The 19,561-nt window shown below is 68.0% G+C and carries 9 protein-coding genes and 7 pseudogenes; 8 read left to right on the top strand and 8 right to left on the bottom strand.

Annotation, left to right across the window (positions count from 1 at the left end; all coding sequences use genetic code 11):
- Positions 1-11: 11 nt before the first annotated feature.
- The 7 genes and pseudogenes from kdpA to NHF48_RS11885 all read left to right on the top strand — a co-directional run.
- A pseudogene (kdpA, locus tag NHF48_RS11915) lies at positions 12-1,712 on the top strand (potassium-transporting ATPase subunit KdpA); the annotation flags it as partial.
- Between the two features lie 16 nt (positions 1,713-1,728).
- Positions 1,729-3,761: pseudogene (gene kdpB / locus NHF48_RS11910) on the top strand (potassium-transporting ATPase subunit KdpB).
- A 256-nt stretch (positions 3,762-4,017) separates the two neighbouring features.
- Entirely contained in the window at positions 4,018-4,614 is a 597-nt protein-coding gene (gene kdpC / locus NHF48_RS11905; protein ID WP_253071242.1) for a potassium-transporting ATPase subunit KdpC, read from the top strand.
- Positions 4,611-7,277: pseudogene (locus NHF48_RS11900) on the top strand (DUF4118 domain-containing protein). The gene kdpC and the pseudogene NHF48_RS11900 overlap by 4 nt, the downstream one beginning before the upstream one ends.
- Complete coding sequence (locus NHF48_RS11895; RefSeq protein ID WP_253071241.1) at positions 7,274-7,963, top strand: response regulator transcription factor; 690 nt, start codon at positions 7,274-7,276, stop codon at positions 7,961-7,963. The pseudogene NHF48_RS11900 and the gene NHF48_RS11895 overlap by 4 nt, the downstream one beginning before the upstream one ends.
- Positions 7,964-8,120: 157 nt before the next feature.
- Entirely contained in the window at positions 8,121-8,366 is a 246-nt protein-coding gene (locus tag NHF48_RS11890) for a hypothetical protein (RefSeq protein WP_253071240.1), read from the top strand.
- 90 nt (positions 8,367-8,456) lie between these two features.
- Positions 8,457-9,951, top strand: a pseudogene (locus tag NHF48_RS11885) (glucan biosynthesis protein).
- Here NHF48_RS11885 and NHF48_RS11880 read toward each other — a convergent pair.
- Positions 9,920-10,240 (bottom strand): hypothetical protein, encoded by a 321-nt coding sequence (locus tag NHF48_RS11880; protein ID WP_253071239.1) that lies wholly within the window; start codon positions 10,238-10,240, stop codon positions 9,920-9,922. The pseudogene NHF48_RS11885 and the gene NHF48_RS11880 sit on opposite strands and share 32 nt — an antisense overlap.
- A 104-nt stretch (positions 10,241-10,344) precedes the next feature.
- On the opposite strand from NHF48_RS11880, the gene mdoH reads away from it, so the two are divergent.
- The gene (gene mdoH, locus NHF48_RS11875) at positions 10,345-11,757 is read left to right on the top strand and encodes a glucans biosynthesis glucosyltransferase MdoH (RefSeq protein ID WP_253071238.1); all 1,413 of its coding nucleotides are present in this window, start codon (positions 10,345-10,347) and stop codon (positions 11,755-11,757) included.
- Between the two features lie 138 nt (positions 11,758-11,895).
- On the opposite strand, the pseudogene NHF48_RS11870 reads toward mdoH, so the two are convergent.
- The 7 genes and pseudogenes from NHF48_RS11870 to NHF48_RS11840 form a co-directional block, all read right to left on the bottom strand.
- A pseudogene (locus NHF48_RS11870) lies at positions 11,896-13,394 on the bottom strand (DHA2 family efflux MFS transporter permease subunit).
- A pseudogene (locus tag NHF48_RS11865) lies at positions 13,391-14,829 on the bottom strand (efflux transporter outer membrane subunit). Before NHF48_RS11865 ends, NHF48_RS11870 begins: the two co-directional pseudogenes overlap by 4 nt.
- A 98-nt stretch (positions 14,830-14,927) precedes the next feature.
- Positions 14,928-15,829 (bottom strand): annotated as a pseudogene (locus NHF48_RS11860) (efflux RND transporter periplasmic adaptor subunit).
- Positions 15,826-16,032, bottom strand: a complete 207-nt coding sequence (locus NHF48_RS11855) for a DUF1656 domain-containing protein (protein WP_056065737.1) — start codon at positions 16,030-16,032, stop codon at positions 15,826-15,828. Before NHF48_RS11855 ends, NHF48_RS11860 begins: the two are co-directional and overlap by 4 nt.
- Entirely contained in the window at positions 16,029-18,071 is a 2,043-nt protein-coding gene (locus tag NHF48_RS11850; protein ID WP_253071237.1) for an FUSC family protein, read from the bottom strand. Before NHF48_RS11850 ends, NHF48_RS11855 begins: the two co-directional genes overlap by 4 nt.
- A 10-nt stretch (positions 18,072-18,081) precedes the next feature.
- Entirely contained in the window at positions 18,082-18,471 is a 390-nt protein-coding gene (locus tag NHF48_RS11845) for a MarR family winged helix-turn-helix transcriptional regulator (protein WP_263816847.1), read from the bottom strand.
- Positions 18,472-18,746: 275 nt separating this feature from the next.
- Positions 18,747-19,553, bottom strand: a complete 807-nt coding sequence (locus tag NHF48_RS11840) for a TOBE domain-containing protein (RefSeq protein ID WP_253071235.1) — start codon at positions 19,551-19,553, stop codon at positions 18,747-18,749.
- Positions 19,554-19,561: the final 8 nt, after the last annotated feature.

Here is a 19,561-nt window from a genome sequence, read left to right as displayed (position 1 = left end):
AGCGCGTCCTCATGACATTCGAAGGATGGATCCTCATCCTGGGCTTCGTCGGCATATTGCTGGCGTTGACCAAACCGGTCGGTATGTGGCTGTTCGCCTTGTACGAAGGCCGCCGCACGCCGATCCACGCGATCCTCGGCCCCGTCGAGACCGGCTTCTACAAGCTCAGCGGCATCGATCCGAAGGCGGAGCAGGGCTGGCGCCGTTACGCGCTGCACATGATCATGTTCAACGCGATGCTGATGGCGCTGACCTACGCGGTGTTGCGTCTGCAAGGCGTGCTCCCCGGCAATCCGCAGGGCTTGGCGGGGCTCAGCCCCCATCTCGCGTTCAACACCGCGATCAGCTTCACGACGAACACCAACTGGCAGAGCTACGGTGGCGAATCCACTGTGTCGAACTTCAGCCAAATGTTCGGCCTGGCGATCCACAACTTCCTGTCGGCAGCCACCGGTATCGCGCTCGCGTTCGCACTGTTCCGCGGATTCGCGCGGCGCTCCAGCGCGACGATCGGCAATTTCTGGGCCGATATGACGCGCGTCACGCTGTACCTGCTGCTGCCGATCTGCGTCGTCGTGACGATCTTCTACATCGCCAGCGGCGTGCCGCAGACGATGGCTGGCACGGTCGACATCTCCACGCTCGAAGGGCTCAAGCAGACGCTGGTGCTCGGTCCGGTGGCGAGCCAGGAAGCGATCAAGATGCTCGGCACCAATGGTGGCGGCTTCTTCAACGCGAACTCGGCGCATCCGTTCGAGAACCCCACCGCGCTCGTCAACCTCGTGCAAATGCTGTCGATCTTCCTGATCGGCTTCGGCCTCACCTGGACGTTCGGCAAGGCCGTCGGCAACACCAGGCAGGGCTGGGCGATCCTCTCGGCGATGCTCGTGCTGTTCCTCGCCGGCGTCACCGTCACCTATTGGCAGGAAGCCGCGGGGAACCCGATCCTCCACAATATCGGCGTCGCTGGCGGCAACATGGAAGGCAAGGAGGTCCGCTTCGGGATCGCCGCGTCCGCCTTGTTCTCGGTCGTCACGACGGCGGCATCCTGCGGTGCGGTCAACGGCATGCACGACAGCTTCACTGCGCTCGGCGGCATGATCCCGCTGCTCAACATCCAGCTCGGCGAAGTCGTCATCGGCGGCGTCGGCGCGGGCATCTACGGCTTCCTGCTGTTCGCCATCCTCGCCGTGTTCGTCGCAGGGCTGATGGTCGGCCGCACGCCCGAATATGTCGGCAAGAAGATCGAATCGCGCGAAGTGAAACTGGCGGTGCTGGCGATCGCCATCCTGCCGCTCGTCATCCTCGGCTTCACCGCGCTCAGCGCCGTGCTGCCCGACGGGCTCGCGGGGCCGCTCAACAAGGGGCCGCACGGGTTCAGCGAGATCCTCTACGCGTTCACCAGCGCGGTCGGTAACAACGGGTCGGCCTTTGCCGGTCTGACGGCCAACACGCCCTATTACAACGGCTTGCTGGGCGTCGCGATGTGGCTCGGGCGCTTCTTCATCATCGTGCCGATGCTCGCCATCGCCGGTGGTCTCGCGGCCAAGAAGTACACGCCGGAGAGCTCAGGCTCGTTCCCGACGACGGGCGCACTGTGGGTCGGCCTGCTGGTCGGGATCATCCTGATCGTCGGTGGCCTGACCTTCCTGCCGAGCCTCGCGCTCGGTCCCATCGCCGATCATCTCGCGATGATCAGCGGCAAAACCTTTGACGGGACAAGCCAAAATGGCACGCACCCCTACCAAGTCGCTGTTCACAGCCGACTTGATCGTTCCCGCGATCGGCGACGCTTTCCGCAAGCTCGATCCGCGGCAGTTGATCCGCAACCCGGTGATGTTCGTCACCGCGGTCGTTGCCACGCTGTTGACGATCCTCGTCAATGTCGGCGGCGACGGGCTCTCGGTCGGCTTCAAGATCCAGCTGGTGATCTGGCTGTGGCTGACCGTGCTGTTCGGCACCTTCGCCGAAGCGCTCGCCGAAGGGCGCGGCAAGGCGCAGGCCGCGTCGTTGCGCGCGACCAAGGCCGAGCTGACCGCCCGCCGCATGAAGGGGGACCAGGTCGAGTCCGTCCCCGCCAGCATGCTCCGCGCGGGCGACATCGTCCTGGTGACGATGGGTGACCTGATCCCCGCCGACGGCGAAGTCGTCTGGGGCGTGGCCTCCGTCAACGAAGCGGCAATCACGGGCGAGAGCGCGCCGGTGATCCGCGAGGCGGGCGGCGATCGCTCGGCGGTGACCGCGGGCACGCGCGTCATCTCCGACGAGATCCGCGTGAAGGTCACCGCCAACCCCGGCGAAGGCTTTCTCGACCGCATGATCGCACTCGTCGAGGGCGCCGAGCGGCAGAAGACGCCGAACGAGATCGCGCTGACGTTGCTGCTCGTCGGCCTGACGATCATCTTCCTGATCGCGGTCGGCACGATCCCCCGGTTTCGCCAGCTATGCGGGTGGCCGCGTGCCGGTTGCGATCCTTGCGGCGCTGCTGATCACGCTGATCCCGACGACGATCGCGGCGTTGCTGTCGGCGATCGGGATCGCGGGGATGGATCGGCTGGTGCGCTTCAACGTGCTGGCGAAGTCCGGCCGTGCGGTCGAGGCGGCGGGCGATATCGACGTCCTGCTGCTCGACAAGACCGGCACGATCACGATCGGCGACCGTCAGGCGAGCGAGTTCCGGAGTGTCGGTGGTACACGCGACGAGGATCTGGCGGAGGCAGCGTTGCTCGCCAGCCTCGCCGACGAAACGCCCGAGGGCCGCTCGATCGTCGTCCTCGCGCGCGAAAAGTTCGGCGTGACGACCAGCGAACTGCCGGGCGATGCGGAGGTCATTCCGTTCACCGCGCAGACGCGTATCTCGGGCGTGATCGTCGGCGGTTCGCTGATCCAGAAGGGGGCCGTGGACTCGATCCTGAAGGCCAATCCGGGGGCAGGGGCAACCGCCGCGGCCACCGAACTGCGCCGTATCACCGATGAGATCGCCCGTGCAGGCGGCACGCCGCTGGCAGTCGCCCGCGATGGCCGGTTGCTCGGTGCGATCTTCCCTCAAGGACGTCGTCAAGGCCGGCATCCGCGAGCGTTTTGGCGAGCTGCGGGCGATGGGCATCCGCACGGTGATGATCACCGGCGACAACCCGCTCACCGCCGCCGCGATCGCTGCCGAGGCTGGCGTGGATGATTTCCTCGCGCAGGCGACACCGGAGGACAAGCTCGACCTGATCCGCAAGGAACAGCAGGGCGGACGTCTGGTCGCGATGTGCGGCGACGGCACCAACGACGCGCCGGCCCTGGCACAGGCGGACGTCGGCGTGGCGATGAACACCGGCACGCAGGCCGCGCGCGAGGCGGGCAACATGGTCGACCTCGACAGCGATCCGACCAAGCTGATCGAGATCGTCGGCCTCGGCAAACAGCTGCTGATGACGCGTGGTGCGCTGACGACTTTCTCGGTGGCGAACGACGTGGCGAAGTATTTCGCGATCATCCCGGCGATGTTCGTCGCGCTCTATCCGGGGCTCGGCGTGCTCAACGTGATGCGGCTGGGTTCGCCAGAAAGCGCGATCCTGTCGGCGATCATCTTCAACGCGATCATCATTCCCATGCTGGTGCCGCTCGCGCTCAAGGGCGTCGCGTACAAGCCGATGGCCGCGGGGCCGCTGCTCGCGCGCAATTTGGCCGTGTATGGCCTGGGTGGGCTGATTGCGCCGTTCGTGGGGATCAAGCTGATAGACATTCTCGTCGGTGCGCTGGGGCTGGCATGATGACCGAGCGGGCAACTTTACAACAAGAGCTTGCACCACCCCGGCGGAGGCCGGGGCCCAGGTGGAAAGGTCGCTGTAACGAAGCGCACCCGCCGTTAGCGACGTTCCCCAGCTGGACCCCGGCCTCCGCCGGGGAAGTGCCTGGCGGGCACGGCCGAGATGCGACGTGTGACCTCACCCCAAAGCAATGTTCACCCGCGAAGGCGGGTGCCCAGACTGTGTCCCCGCCTTCGCAGGGACACATGGAGACGACAGAATGACCTCCGATTTCACCTCCGCCCTCCGCCCGGCGTTCGTCATGACGATCCTGTTCGCGCTGCTGCTCGGGATCGTCTATCCCCTCGCCATGACCGGGATCGGACAGGCCATCTTCCCCAGCCAAGCGAACGGCAGCCTCGTCATGGCCAACGGCAAGGCGATCGGATCGACCGTCGTCGGCCAGGCCTTCACCACCGATCGCTATTTCCAGACGCGCCCCTCCGCCGCCGGCAAGGGCTATGACGGCCTGGCCTCGTCGGGCTCGAATTACGGCCCGACCAGCCAGGCGCTCGTCGATCGCACCAAGGCCGACGTCACGAAACGTCGCGCGGAAGGCGTGACCGGACCGCTGCCGGCCGATCTCGCCACCGCCTCGGGTTCGGGTCTCGACCCCGATCTGTCGCCAGCCTCGGCCTATGCCCAGGTCGCCCGCGTCGCCCGCATCCGCGGCCTCCCCGCCGACAAGGTCCGCGTGCTCGTCACCGCCAACGTCGACGGTCCGCTGCTCGGCATCCTCGGCGAGCCACGCGTGAACGTCCTCGCTCTCAACCGCGCCCTGGACGCAACTGGACAGCAGGCTGCGGGCGCACGTTGAACGACGACACACGACCATCACCCGAGGCCCTTCTGCGACAGGCGTCGCAGGAGGGGGCGCGGCCGTCTGAAGATCTTCCTCGGCGCCGCCCCCCGGTGTCGGCAAGACCTACGAGATGCTCTCCGAAGGCGCCGAACGCCGCCGCGCGGGCGTCGATATTGTCATCGGCGTCGTCGAGACGCACGGCCGCGTCGAAACCGAAGCGCTCACGCGGGGCCATGAGATCGTCCCGCGTAAAGCGATCCCCTACGAAGGCCGCACGCTCGACGAAATGGACCTCGACGCTATCCTAGAGCGCGCGCCGACGCTCGTCCTCGTCGACGAACTCGCCCACACCAACGCCCCCCGGCAGCCGCCACCCCAAACGCTACCAGGATGTCGAGGAACTGCTGGCGGCGGGCATCGACGTCTATTCGACGATCAACATCCAGCACATCGAAAGCCTCAACGACGTCGTCGCCTCGTTCACGCGCGTCCGCGTCCGCGAGACCGTTCCCGACAGCATCGTCGAGGCCGCCGAGATCGAGGTCGTCGACATTCCGCCCGACGAATTGATCGAGCGGCTGAAGGCGGGCAAGGTCTATCTCCCCCCACGAAGCCACGCGAGCGCTCGCGCACTTCTTCTCCAAGTCCAACCTGTCGGCCTTACGCGAACTCGCGCTCCGCCGCGCCGCGCAAGCCGTCGATGCGCAGATGCTCGAACACGTCCGCGCATTGGGAGTCGGCGGCACATGGGCGGGCGGCGAGCGGATCGTCGTCGCGATCAGCGAACTGCCCGGCGCGCTTGGCCTCGTCCGCGCGACCAAGCGGATCGCCGACGCGATGCACGCGCCCTGGACCGCAGTGTATATCGAGACGCCGCGCGCGCAGACCTTCGGCGAGCCCGAGCACCGCCAGCTCGCCGCGGTCTTCAACCTGGCGACCCAACTCGGCGGCGACGTCGCGACCGTCCCCGCGACGTCGGTGGTCGACGGCCTCAAGACCTTCACCGCCGAGGCCCGCGCGACGCAGCTGGTCGTCGGCAAGTCCACCCGCTCGCGCTGGTTCGAACTCCGCCACGGCTCCGTCGTCGACCAGATGGTCCGCGAGTCGCCGGGCATCGCGGTTCACGTCCTGCCGATGGACCCGCCTACCGCGCCCCGTGGCACGCGCGTGCGGACCGGCGGGTGGGGCAGCAAGGCGGGGTACGCTTGGACGACGGCGATGGTCGCGGGTGTCACCGGTGTGGCGAGCGCGCTGTTCCACATCCTCAACCTCGGCAACGTCGCGCTGCTCTATTTGCTGCCGGTGATGGCTGCGGCGAGCCTGTTCGGCCTGCGCACCGGGTTGTTCGCAGGCGTGGTTTCGTCGATCGCGTACAACTTCTTCTTCCTGCCGCCGACGGGCACGCTGACGATCAATAATCCCGAGAACGTGATCTCGATCCTCGTGCTGCTCGGCATCGCGTTCGTGACGAGCCAGCTTACGTCGCGGGTCCGCGCGCAGGCCGACATCGCCGCCGCCAGCGCGCGCACCAACGCAGCACTTGCCGGCTTCCTGCGCCAGCTGACCTCGCTCAACGACCCGGTCGCGCTGGCCCGAGCGATCTGCGAGGAAATTGGCCGGTTGTTCGGCGTGCGCGCGGTCATCCTCGTCGCGGAGGATCCGGGGCTCGCGGTGCAGGCGGCGAACGGTGCGGATTACCGGCTCGAGACGATGGAGATGGCGGCCGCGCAATGGGCCTATGATACGGGCGCACCGGCGGGCCGCGGGTCGAGTACGCTGGCGGCGTCGGAGTGGTTCTTTCAGCCATTGCGCTCGGGCGAGCGGACGCTGGCGGTGCTTGGGCTGGCTCGGGAAGCGGGGGGTGATCCGGTGCGCTCGGACCAGTTGCCGTTGCTGATGAGCCTGGTCGACCAGGCGTCGCTGGTGCTCGAACGCGCGCGGCTCGAGGTCGAGATGCGCGATGTCGATGCGGTGCGCGAGCGTGATCGGTTGCGGCAGGCGTTGCTGTCGTCGGTCAGCCACGACCTGCGCACGCCGCTGACGTCGGTGATGGCGGCGGCGGCGGAATTGCACCGCGGCGTCACGTCCGAGCTGATCGACACGATCGAGACCGAGGCGGCGCGACTCAATCGGTTCGTTGGCAATCTGCTCGACATGGCGCGCGTCGAGGCGGGCGCGCTCCGGTTGCGGCTCGAACCGACCGACCTCACCGATGCGGTGGCGGGCGCGGTGCACGACACGAAGCGTGTACTAGAGGGCCATGCGATTGAACTCGACGTTGCGCCGAACCTGCCGCTGGTTCGCGTTGACCCGCAACTGTTGCATCATTGCCTGCTTAACCTGCTCGACAATGCGGGGCGCTATGCCGACCCCGGCACGCCGATCGTCGTGCGGGCGGAACACCGGTTCGGGCTGCTCAGGCTGTCGGTGATCGACCAGGGACCGGGCCTGCCCCCCAGGCCGCGAGAAGGAGGTGTTCGAGACGTTCCGCCGCCTCGAAGGCTCCGACCGCGCGGTCGGCGGCACCGGGCTCCGGGCTTGCGATCGTGAAAGCGTTCGCCGGAGCGATGGGGATGACCGTCGAAGCCAGCAACCGCGAAGACCTCACGGGCGCGCAATTCAGCCTGTGTTTCCCCATAACCCTGCTCGTCCGCGACACCGATGGAGCGAATCTATGAGCGTGCAGACGGTGCTGATCGTCGACGACGAACTGCACATCCGGCGGCTGTTGAAGAATACGCTGGAGCGTGCGGGATACGGTGTCGACGAGGCGGTCGACGCGCGTGAGGCGCTGCGGATCGCGGGGAGCCGGCCGTTGACTGCGGTGCTGCTGGACCTGGGGTTGCCCGACCGCGATGGGCTGGAACTCGTGCCGTTGCTGAAGAAGCTGGGCGATCCGATCATCCTCGTGGTTTCCGCGCGTGAGGCGACCGACCAGAAGGTCGCTGCGCTCGATCTGGGGGCCGAGGATTATGTGACCAAGCCGTTCGATACGGAGGAGCTGCTCGCGCGCCTCCGCGTCGCGCTGCGTGGCCGCGGAGAGGCGACGTCTCGGCCGACGGTCCTGCGCGCGCATGGGGTGGAGATCGATTTCGAGCATCGTCTCGTCCGGCGCGGGAATGAGGAGGCGCATCTGACGCGGAAAGAGTTCGACGTGCTGTCGGCTCTGGCGGCGCATCCGGGGCGGGTGGTGACGCACCAGCGGATACTGGAGGCAGCGTGGCCGACCGATCATGACCGCCGGATCGAATATCTGCGCATCGTCGTCCGCAACCTGCGGCAGAAGCTGGAGGGGACGGGGGGAGTCGGCACGGTCATCGCGAACGAACTCGGGATCGGCTACCGGCTGCTCGTCGACGCCTGAACCGAGAAGATAGTGTGTCTCCCCGCAACAGGTCGCTCCTGCCGAGCGAGGTCCCGGCTTTCGCCGGGATGAAGGGGTTGCGCACTATGTGAACACTATGGCTCCCCTCGTTATCGATCTCGAACGCATATGCGGCAGGCGATAGCTGACGTGTCGCATGACCGACGCCCGCCACCTCCGTACCGATCTCAGCCTCCGCGCGAGCGGTGTCTTGTCGCTCGCAATTGCCGTTATTGCGATCCACACACTCGCTCGCCTCCACCCGGCAACCGACCCGCTTGCGTTCCTACTCGCCATGACCGGCTTCGTTTGCGCGAGTGCCGGCGCGATGTTGGTGGTCGTTGGCGGACACATCTACGACCCGGTCAGGATCAGCGCCCGCTGGCGACGCGCCGCGCGATAAGGCGCGCCCGCGGCGGGACCTGTCGACGCGCGCGCGTGACGTCACTATGCTACCGCACTGCAGCATGATGACGACAAGGGAGCGCTCTGCATGATCGGTCGACGCGAAGTAGTAACCGCGCTGGGTCTGTTGGGTGTCCTCCCGCAGGCCGCAGCCGCAATGCGTGCAGCGCCCGGCAAGGCCGAGCCGTTCTCTTGGGACACGCTCCAGCAGCGTGCCGCGACGCTTGCCACCAAGCCATACGCCGCTCCCGCCAAGGTCGCCGCCGCCGCCGCGATCGATTACGACAAGGTCGGCAACATCCGCTTCCGCGCCGATAAGACGCTGGCCGGTGGCATCCGCCTGTTCCCGCTGGGCCGCTATGCGCCGATGCCGGTCGCGATCAACGTCGTCGAGGGCGGTCAGGCGCGTCGCATCGAGTTCTCGCGCGACCTGTTCGAGGCCGAAGAGGGGCCACGCCGCCGCGCTGGGCATCGCCGGATTCCGCGCGATGGCACCGGGCGGCACCAGCGACTGGATGGCGTTCCAGGGCGCATCCTATTTCCGCACCGCCGGCGCGCAGGACCAATATGGCCTGTCCGCGCGCGGGCTCGCAATCAATACCGGGCTGCCGGGCCGCGAGGAATTTCCCGACTTCACCGAATTCTGGATCGAGCGGACCGGCGCGGACGCGTACACGATCTACGCGCTGATGGACGGCGCGAGCGTCACCGGCGCGTACCGGTTCCAGTCGCGGCATGTTGCGGGCGCGGGCGTCGAGCAGCAGGTCTCGTCCGTCCTCAACATCCGCCGCGACATCGAGCGGCTCGGCATCGCGCCGGCGACCAGCATGTTCTGGTACGGCGAAGGCAACCGCGCCGCCGCGGTCGACTGGCGTCCCGAGATCCATGATTCGGACGGTCTGGCGCTGCTTACCGGTGCCGGCGAACGCATCTGGCGGCCGCTCAACAACCCGCCGCACGATACGTTGGACAGCTTCGCGGACCAGGCGCCCAAGGGTTTCGGGCTGATCCAGCGCGACCGGAATTTCGATCACTACCAGGATGACGGTGCGTTCTACGATCGCCGGCCAAACCTGTGGGTCCAGCCGCAGGGCGATTGGGGCAAGGGTGCGGTGATGCTCTATGCGTTCCCGACCAACAGCGAGACGGTCGACAATGTCGTCTCGTTCTGGACCCCGGCCGCGCCTGCGAAAGCGGGGCAGCAATTGCAGTTCGATTACTCGCTGTCGTGGAAATCGACCGATCCGACCGCCGTTGCCGCGACGGCGCACGTCGTCGATTGCTGGCAGGGCGTCGCCGGCCGGCCGGGCGCCGAGCCGGTCAAGGGCGCGCGGAAACTCGTGATCGATTTCATCGGCGAGGGTCTTGCCGGGCTCGACCGGCAGAGCGGCGTAACCGCCAAGATCGATGTCGTCCGCGGCAAGGTGCTTGCCAACGCGGCCTATCCCGTCGTGGGCCAGAAGAACCGCTGGCGTGTCACCGCCGACGTGGCCCCCGACGCGCAAGGACCCGCCGATGTCAGGCTGTTCCTTACGCGCGGCGGTCGCGCGCTCAGCGAAACCGTCCTGACCCCGATATTCTGATGCCCGCGCTTCCCATGATGCCGGGCCAAACACCGATCGAGATGCCCCCGCAGCGTTTCGACGGCCCGCCGCCGCCCTGGTCCGCGCCTGAGCCCGGCCCCGGCATGGTCGTATCCTCCGACGACATGCTCGCGCGCCGAATCCTCCTCGTGCTGATGACCGGGCTGCTCGCAACCGCGGCGTCGTCGGCGGTGCAGGAATCGCTGCTTGCCGACGGACTGAGCTTCTGGGACGCGGCGTTGCTCGCGCTGTTCTTCCCGCTGTTCGCGTGGATCGCGTTCGGCTTCATGAACGCCGCGATCGGCTTCGTGCTGTTGATGACCGGCGGGCATCCGGGGTTCGTCCCGACGCCGCGCCAATCCGAACCGCTCGAGGGGCCGCACCGCGATCCTGATGCCGGTCCACAACGAAGACATCGATGCGGTATTCGAGCGGATCGCCTGGATGGCGCGCGCGATCGCCGCGGGCGGTGTCGCCGACCGGTTCGACATCTTCATCCTGAGCGATTCCGGCGAAGCGGCGGAGGCGGCCGAGGTCGCGGCGTGGGAGCGCCTCGCGCCGACGCTCGACTGCGCGCTCTATTACCGTCGCCGGACCGTGAACGTGGGGCGAAAACCGGGCAACGTCGCCGAGTGGATCCGGCGGTTCGGCGGCGGTTATCGCTACATGCTGATGCTCGACGCGGACAGCCTGATGGGCGGCAACACGATCATCGGAATGGCGCAGGTGCTCGAACGGCGGCCCGCGGTCGCGCTGCTCCAGACCGTGCCCGCGGTGATCAACGGCGTGACGTTCTTCCAGCGCTGGATGCAGTTCGCCAGCCGGTTGTATGGTCCGATCTCGACTGCCGGACTCGTATGGTGGTCGGGTTCGGAAGCGACCTTCTGGGGACATAACGCGATGATCCGGATCGAGGCATTCGCTTCGAGTTGCGGGCTTCCCGATCTCCCTGGCCGAGCACCGTTCGGCGGCGTCATCATGAGCCACGACATGGTCGAGGCGGCGCTGCTCCGCAGGCGCGGCTGGCGCGTGCACATGCTGATGACCGAGGAGACGTTCGAGGAATATCCGCCGACGCTGATCGACGCGGCGGTGCGCGATCGGCGCTGGGCGCAGGGTAATATCCAGCATCTCAGCCTGCTGACGTCGTCGGGGTTCCACTGGATCAGCCGGCTGCAACTGCTGATGGGGGCATCGGCGTTCATCACGTCGCCGGTGTGGCTGCTGATGATCGCGACGAGCGTGGTGCAGGCGCTGATAGGCGAGCGCAACATCGTCGAGGCGCAGACCTCGCTGCAGGTGCTGTTCGTCACGTTGCTGCTGCTGTTCGGGCCGAAGCTGCTGAGCGTGATCTGGGCGTTCTCGAATGCAGAGCGGCGTGCGGGGTTCGGCGGGCGGCGCGGGATCGTCAGGTCGGTGCTGGTCGACGTACCGTTCTCGATGCTGTCCGCGCCGGTGATCGCGCTGACGCAGACGATGGACCTCGCGGGGATCCTGATGGGGCGGAAGTCCGGTTGGGCGCCGCAGAACCGCGATGCGCACGAACTGTCGCTGGCGGACGTGATGCCGCGCTATCGCTGGCATGTCGGGGTGGGGGTGGCACTGTTGCTAGTGACGCCGTTCGCGCCGGTCACTGCGGCGTGGCTCGCGCCGGTGACGCTGGGCCTGTTGCTCAGTCCGTTCCTGACAATTTTGACGGCGAGCGAGAAGGCGGGGCGGTGGGCGCTGTCGCACGGCATGTTCGTCGAGCCGGGCGAGCATGTATCGGTGCTCTCGCGGCCTTCGCTGCCAGCGACGCAGGTCTGACGCCGAATACTTCCCCCCTCCCTGGAAGGGAGGGGCCGGGGGTGGGTCGATTTCCGTATCGCCGAACGGTCGCGCCACAAGCTGGCCTACCCACCCCCAACCCCCTCCCCTTTCAGGGAGGGGGGCAGGTTGGTCCTGCTATGCCCGGTGTCCGCTCAACTCCGCACCCGCATCCACCGCGAACCGTCGGTTCCAGATTGTTGCCGACGCCGACACCGCGGTAACCACCAGGAACGCCAGGGTGAAGTCCGTCAGCGCCGGCCGGGTCGCGCCCGTCCCGAGCATCCCGACATGCAGCGACGCTGCACCGACGCAGATGCCGAGCGACAGCATCAGTTGCTGGAACGTCGCGTAGAAGCTGGTCGCGCTGCTCATCCGCGACGACGGAATCTCGTCATACGCGATCGTGTTGTACGCCGAGAACTGGAACGACATGAAGAAGCCGGAGATCATCAGCACGCCGAAGATCACCGGGATCGGCCAGTCGGGGCGGAACAACCCGGCGACCGCATAGCCCGAACTCGCGCAGAGACCGCCGACGATCAGGCTGTTGCGGAACCCGAAGCGCCTGAGCACGCGCGGGGCGAGGCTCTTCATCATCAGCGAGCCGATCGCGCCCGCAATCGTGATCGCGCCGCTAGCCGCCGCGGTCATCCCAAACCCAAGCTGGAGCATCATTGGCAGCAGGAATGGCTGCGCGCCCTGCGTGATGCGGGTCAGCGATCCGCCGATCACCGAAAGGCGGAAGGTCGGGATGCGCATCAGCGAAAGGTCGAGGATCGGATCGCTGCGATGCTTCGCGTGGCGCATATAGGCCACGCCTGCGACCAGCCCGACCGCAATCAGCACGACGGCGCGCGACAATTCGCCGGTGCGGCTGGTCATCTCGAACCCGAACAACAGACAGCCGAGCGACACGCCCGACAGGATGAAGCCGGGCACGTCGAAGCGCGCCGGCTTGTCCTCGCGGACCTCGCCGATGAAGCGCGTCACCAGGATCACGCCGAGCAGGCCGATCGGGACGTTCAGGTAGAAGATCCAGCGCCAGTCGAGATAGGTGACGATCGCGCCGCCGACCGGGGGCCCAGGATCGGGCCGATCAGCGCGGGCATGATGAGCCACGACATCGCCTGGACCATGTCCTCCTTGGCGACGCTGCGGAGCAGGACGAGGCGGCCGATCGGGATCATCATCGCGCCGCCGAGCCCTTGCAGGAAGCGCGCGACCATCATGAAGGGCAGGCTGGTCGCCTGGCCGCACAACATCGAGCCACCCACGAAGATCAGGATCGCCGCGCGGAAGATCGTCCGCGAGCCGAACCGGTCGGCGAGACGCCCGCTCGCGGGAATGAAGATCGCGAGCGCCAGCAGGTATGAGGTCAGCGCCGAACTCATGCTGGTCGCTGGCACGCCGAAATCGCGCGCCATCGTCGGCAGCGCGGTGGCGAGCACGGTCGAGTCCATCTGCTCCATGAACAGCGCGCAGGCGATGATCAGCGCGGTGACGCGGTAGTTGCTTGGCGTGTGCGGCAGCGCGTCCGGGTCCTTGGCGACACGCGCGATGGTGTCAGCGGCGGGCATGATGCCGTCGCGTATTTCGCTGTTGATCGACGCCAGCCCGCGGCGACGCAGCCTCAAGTCTGCCACCCCCCGCCGAGCGCCTTGAAGACGTCGACCTGGCGATCGACCAGCAGCGCGTCGGATGCGGCGAGGTTTGCCTGCGCGGTGGTCAGCGCGGCCTGCGCGGTCAGCAGAGAGAGGGAAATCGGTGCGGCCGAAGCGGTACAGCGTCCCGGCCTGGTCCGCGGCGCGCGCGGCGCTGGACTGCGCGCGTCGGAGGGCTGCGTTGCGGTCGCCTTCGCGGGCATAGGCGGAGAGTGCGGTCTCAGTCTGGCGGAGCGCTTCGAGCGTGGTCGAGTCGAACTGCGCGAGGGCTTGGTCCGCGGTGGCGCCGGCCTGGGCGATCTGCGCGCGAATGACCGGGCGGTTGGGGAAGCTCCAGCTGATCAGCGGCCCCAGCCCGAGGTGGAATGCGTTGGTCGAGCCGAGCGACGAGACCGGCCCGGTGAACCCGGCCGAGCCGCCGAGGCTGACCTGCGGATAGAGGTTGGCGGTTGCCACGCCGATCCGCGCAGTGGCGGCGGCGAGCGACCGTTCGGCCTGGCGGATATCGGGGCGGCGCAGGATCAACGCGGTCCCGTCGCCGATCGGCAGCGGACGGGAGAGCGCGGGTGGCCGCGCGCACGTCGCGACGTCCTTTGGGTAATCGGCGGGGGCGCGGCCCATCAGCGTCGCCAACCGGTACAGCGCGGCGGTTCGTGTCGCGACCTGCGAGGGGATCAGCGCCTCGCTCTGGTCGACCGCGGTTCTTGCCCGGGTCACGTCGAACGCAGTGCCGCGGCCGCCGCGTTGCAGGCGCTGCGTTACGTTCAGTGTCTGGCGTTGCAGTGCGAGAATGCGGTTGTTCGCGGCGAGCACCGAGTTGGCGGTGCAGGCGGTAGCGTAGCTGCGCGCAGTCTCCGCGGCGACGGTGACGCGGACGTTGTCGCGCGCGGCGGCGACGGCCTCGGCGTCGCCTTGTGCCGCCTCGATCGCGCGGCGGATGCGGCCCGACAGGTCGAGCGGGTAGGCTAGCGTGATGCCGAGATTATAGTCCAGCGTGCCGGGGAGGTTGCCGCCGGTCGTGTAGGGGCGGTCGAGCGAGGTGCCGCCGCCGAGGACGGTCGACAGCGTGCGGCCGGCGGCGACCTCGGCGACGACTGCATCGGCGCGGCGGAGGTTGGCGTCGGCGGCGCGGAGATCGGTGTTGGCGGCGAGCGCTTCGGTGACGAACGCGTCGAGGCGGGGGTCGCCGTAGAGTTGCCACCAATGGTCGGGGAGCGGGGCGTTGGCGAACGCCTTCTCGTGGCCGCTGTCGAATGCGCCTTGGGCGGAGGGGGCGGTTGACGACTGCGGACTCGGGGAGGGCGTAGTTCGGGCCTGCCGTCGTGCACGCGGCGAGGGCGAGTGCCAGCGCTACGCTGGTGAAGACGCGTCCACGCCAACCCCCGTCATGCCGGGCTCGTTCCGGCATCCACCGTTCCGCACACCCAAGATTCGTGAGTGCGCGGAGCCGTGGACCCCGGAACAAGCCCGGGGTGACGGAGTGGGTGCGGTGAGCTGAAGCGCGCGTCACGCCGTCGTCCCCGGAGTAGCGCGTGGCACTACCGTCACCGTCGCCGTGCGGCCGACGATCAGCTGCGTCCCCTTCGGCACGCTGGTCAGCTTCACCCGGACCGGGATACGCTGCGCCAGTCGCACCCAGTTGAACGTCGGGTTCACGTTCGGCAGCAGGTTGGTCGTGTTGGTCCGCTCGCTGTCGTTGATCCCGGCGGCGATGCTGTCGACGCGGCCGTGCAGCGCCTGGGGTTCCCCATCAGGTGGACGATCACCGGATCGCCGACGCGGATGCTGCCGAGTTTGGTCTCCTCGAAATAGCCCTCGACGCGGAGCGAGTCGGTGTCGACCAGCGCCATCGCCTGCGCGCCCGTCGCGATGTAATCGCCGGGGTGGAGATCGAGGTTGGTGACGATCCCGTGCACCGTCGCGCGCACCGTCGTTCGTGCGAGGTTCAGCGCCGCGGTCGACCGCGCGCTCTGCGCCTGCGCCAGCGCCGCCGATGCGGTGGCAACGCGCGCGACGTTCTGCTCGTGCGTTTCCTTCGCGACCAGATCGCCGAGCGCGAGATCGCGCTGCGCCTCGCGCCGTGCCTGCAACAGCGTCGCGCGGGCGCTCGCGATCGACGCGTCGGACTGCGCCAGCGTCAGCTGGAAGCGCGGGCGATCGACCACGAACAGCACGTCGCCGGGCTTCACCGCCTGGTTGTCGTGCACCGCGACCTGCGTGACGAGACCCGCGACGTCGGGCGTCACGCGGACGATATCGGCGCGGATATGCCCGTCGCGCGTCCACGGATCGGTCTCGTACCGTTTCCACAGCCACAGCGCGACCAGCACCGCGAGCGCGACGATGATCAGCGTGACGGCCGAGCGACCCAGCGGGGCGAACAGCGATTTGAGGCGGGAAGAGGTCATGCGGAAGGTCCGGTCAGCAGGGCGAGCAGCCCGAGGATGAGGATGAACAGCGCGAGGTCGACGAGCGGTCGATACGTCACGACGCGGTAGGCGCCGGCGAACGCGAGCAGCCGCGTGGCGATGCCGGTCAGGATGACGGCGGCGACCGCGAGCAGCAGGATGCTCGGCAGATAGACGCCGCCGATCGAGATTTCGCCGGTCATGCCGCCACTCCGTAAGCAGGCGCCGCGGGGAACAGATTGCGGCGCAGCGAGGTCAAGGCGAGCACGCCGGTGCGGTGGCGATCGGGCGTGCTGGTCGCGAAACCGGTCATCGCGGCGTCGATGCCGGCGAGCAGGTCGGGTTCGGGTGGGGCGGGCTCATCCGGACGTAACGCACGGTAATGCGCGCCGATACCACGAAGGACCGGCGTGATCACCGCGGCCTCGTCGGGGGAGCCATCGATCCGCAACTGCTTGAGTTCGCCGACCGCGACGCCGACACGCAGGTCGGTCAACGCGTCGAGCAGCGGCTTGCCCGGATCCTCGCCCTGCAACGCGAGGCGCGGCGCGAGCAGGCCGATGCGGTCGAGCATCCGGGCGATCCAGCCGGCGGCGTCGGGACGGCTCATCGAATCGCTGCGCGCCGCCAGTTCGCGCCAGCCTGCGCGGATCAGTCGCCGCGCGCTGGTATCCGCGCCGATCGTCTGGAACAGGCCGACCGTCACCACCGCGAACAGCGTGCCGATCAACTGGGCGATGCCGCCGTTGAGGAACGCGTCGAAGCTTCCGCCGAAGCGGTCGTTGAGGCCCACCGTATTCAGCGCCCCAAGCAACCCGCCGAGCGTCATCAGTAAGGTTGCCGGACGGGCGAGGAACATCCCTCCGATCAGCATCGGCGGTGCGAGCACGGCGGCGAGCGTCACGAAATCGGTCACGCGCGGCAGGATGGCGAAGGCGTAGACGGCGGATATGACCAGCCCGATGATGGTGCCGTAGAAGAACGCCAGGATCGATGGTGCGGGGTCGTCGCTGTTGCCGAACAGCGCGCAGCACACGCCCGCGATCAGCACCGCGCCGGCGCCGTCCGACCAGCCCGTACCGATCCAGAAGACGCAGCCGAGCAAAATGGTCGCGACGGTGCCGGCGGCGGCGCGGAGTGCGATACCCCGGTCGCGGTGGAGTGGTCGCTTGGCGATCCGCGCGAGCAGCCGCGCGACCGCAGGCGTGACCGGCGCGCGCGATGGCGATCGCATCTGGTCGCGCAGGTCGCGTGCGTTGCGGTGCGCATCGACCAGTTCGCCGAGCCGCGCGAGCAGGCTGAGCCGCAAAGCATCGCGCCAGATGAGCGTATCGCCCACCACCGGTTCGAGGACACGCGCCCGTTCGATCAAGGCATCTGCGGTCGGACCGCGATCCGCGACGGCCGGCGGATCGCGCAGCCATTCGCGGACGTCCTCGATCAGCGCGAGCGCTTCGGGGCGGGGCGCATCGGCGCCGCGCTTCAGCTCGACGATCCGGTCGTCGACCGCGCTGGCCAGGGGCAGCAGCATCGACAGTTCGGCCTGAAGCGCGCGTAGGGTGCGCGTGCGGGGAAGCAGGCGCGCGGTGTCGAACGGCAGGTGGATGGACAATTGGTGAAGCTCGTTGATGTCGAGCGCGAGGCGACGGCGATCGCGGTCGAGCGCGGCATCGGATGCTCCTGCCAGCGAATCGCGCGACCAGCGCTCCGCATCGGCCAGGATCGCGTCGATCCGCGCGAGCAGCGTCGCGGTCACGGTCTGCGGGAAGACGAAGCCGTGGATCAGGCTCCCGCACAGGATGCCGATCGTGATCTCCTGCACGCGCAACGCGGCGATCGTGAACACCGCACCTGGGGTCGTCGCCGACGGAAAACCGATGATGCTGGCGGTGTAGCCCGCGAGCAGGAACAGATAGGCGCGCGGCGTCCGGTCGAGCAGCGAGATATACAGGCACAGCCCGAGCCACAGCGCCAGGCCGAGCGAGAGAAGCTCGGGCGCGTTGACCAGATTCGGTACCAGCACCACCGCGGCAGCCGCGCCCAGCACCGTACCGGCGACGCGGAACACCGCCTTCGACAGCACCGCGCCCGCCAGCGGCTGCGCGACGATGTACGACGTCGTCACCGCCCAATAAGGACGCGTCAGGCCGATCCTGAGCGCGATGTAATAGGCGAGGAAAGCAGCGATCAGGCATTTGACCGAGAAGAGCGCTTCCTTCCCGCCGAACCGGGTGAGGTTCATCGTGCCGGGCTCATCGCGCGTGATCCGCCGTGAACCGCGCGCCGAGCCGCTCCGCGACGTGCAATGCGGTGGCGAGATCGTCGTCGGACACGTCGTCGAGCATCCCCGCGCGCAGGCTGGCGAACTTCGCCTCGATCGTGGTGACGAGCGCGCGGCCGTGATCGGTCAGGCGAATACGGCTGACGCGTGCGTCGGCGGGGTCGCGGCGACGCTCGACGAGGTTGGCAGCCGACATTTGGTCGATCGAGCGCACCAGCGACGCCTGCGTCACGTCGAGCTGTTGGGCGAGATCGGTCTGGCGGACGTCGTCGCCGAGCCTCCCGACCTGGACGAGCGCCCAGCCGGTCGACGCCGACACGTTCATGTCACGCAACGCCCGATCGGCCGCCCGCCGCCACATCTTCGCAAGCGGTAGAAGGGTGCGGGCGTAGGACGACTCGAGGATGGCACGAGGGGAGGTCATTAGCGTGCTAAGTAATGGCGATTGCGTGCGCTGCAATGCGGAATCGGTTTGTGACGGAAATGTTAGAAACCGGTCCCGCTAATTGGTACCACCCCGGCGGAGGCCGGGGCCCAGTTGGCGAGGCCGACGTAACAGAGAGCAGCTGGTAGTTGGCGACGTTTCCCAACTGGTCCCCGGCCTCCGCCGGGGTGGTGCCGCTCGACGAAGAGGTCTTACTCGACCGCCAGAATCACATGGCTGGCCTTGATCAACGCCAGCGCGCGCGTGCCGATCTGCAGGTCGAGCGCCTCGGCACTTTCCTTGGTCAACGTTGCGGTCAGCGTCTTGCCGAGCGTCAGTTCCAGCGTCACTTCGCTCGAAATCGCGCCGTCCTCGCGGGCGATCACGGTCCCCGCCAGCGTGTTGCGGGCCGATGTTCGCAGGCTCTCGTCACCGCGTGCAAGGATCACGAAGCTCGACTTGATCAGCGCAAGCGCAATTGCGCCCGGCACCAGTCCCAGATCCTCGGCACTGCCGCGCGTGATCGTCGCGACGATCTCCACGCCGTCCGCCACCGCCAGCGTAACCTCGGCATCGATCGTCCCCGGCGTCACGCGCGACACGGTGCCGCGCAAGACGTTGCGTGCGCTCGTCTTCATTCCGATTCCCCACAGCAAAGGCTTCAGCGACAGCCCGTTCGACACGCTCGCCTCGATCCGTGCCATCGCGCTGGCGAGTTCGGCTTCGGCGACCGCATAGCCGTCTAGCACCGCCACGCCCGCCTCGGTGATCGGGCTCGCGCCGCCGTCCTTGCCGCCCGCCGCAGGGAGCACGAGCGGGCGGTCGAACAGATTGTTCATCACCTGCACCGCGTCCCATGCCGCCTTGTAGCTGAGGCCGACGACCTTCGCGGCGCTGGTGATCGAGCCGCCGTCGCGGATCGCGCGGAGCAGCGCGATCCGGTCGGCACCGGCGCGGCCGGTCTGGTCCTTGGCGAGCAGGATCGTGGCGTGGAGGGCGGGGTCCGGCGATAGCGTCATGGCCCCCC

This window comes from Sphingomonas sp. H160509, from assembly GCF_024124765.2.
GTDB lineage: Bacteria > Pseudomonadota > Alphaproteobacteria > Sphingomonadales > Sphingomonadaceae > Sphingomonas.
The sequence above is the reverse complement of the archived record's forward strand: the minus strand, read 5'-3'. Positions and strand labels throughout refer to the sequence as shown.

What these genes read in the sequence shown, in the direction of transcription:
- NHF48_RS11890 (WP_253071240.1), top strand. Translation starts at nt 8,121, where the DNA reads ATGACCGACGCCCGCCACCTCCGTACCGATCTCAGCCTCCGCGCGAGC.
- NHF48_RS11850 (WP_253071237.1), bottom strand. Translation starts at nt 18,071, where the DNA reads ATGAACCTCACCCGGTTCGGCGGGAAGGAAGCGCTCTTCTCGGTCAAA.
- NHF48_RS11845 (WP_263816847.1), bottom strand. Translation starts at nt 18,471, where the DNA reads ATGTGGCGGCGGGCGGCCGATCGGGCGTTGCGTGACATGAACGTGTCG.
- NHF48_RS11880 (WP_253071239.1), bottom strand. Translation starts at nt 10,240, where the DNA reads ATGAAGCCGAACGCGATCCACGCGAACAGCGGGAAGAACAGCGCGAGC.
- NHF48_RS11840 (WP_253071235.1), bottom strand. Translation starts at nt 19,553, where the DNA reads ATGACGCTATCGCCGGACCCCGCCCTCCACGCCACGATCCTGCTCGCC.
- mdoH (WP_253071238.1), top strand. Translation starts at nt 10,345, where the DNA reads ATGCCGGTCCACAACGAAGACATCGATGCGGTATTCGAGCGGATCGCC.
- kdpC (WP_253071242.1), top strand. Translation starts at nt 4,018, where the DNA reads ATGACCTCCGATTTCACCTCCGCCCTCCGCCCGGCGTTCGTCATGACG.
- NHF48_RS11895 (WP_253071241.1), top strand. Translation starts at nt 7,274, where the DNA reads ATGAGCGTGCAGACGGTGCTGATCGTCGACGACGAACTGCACATCCGG.
- NHF48_RS11855 (WP_056065737.1), bottom strand. Translation starts at nt 16,032, where the DNA reads ATGACCGGCGAAATCTCGATCGGCGGCGTCTATCTGCCGAGCATCCTG.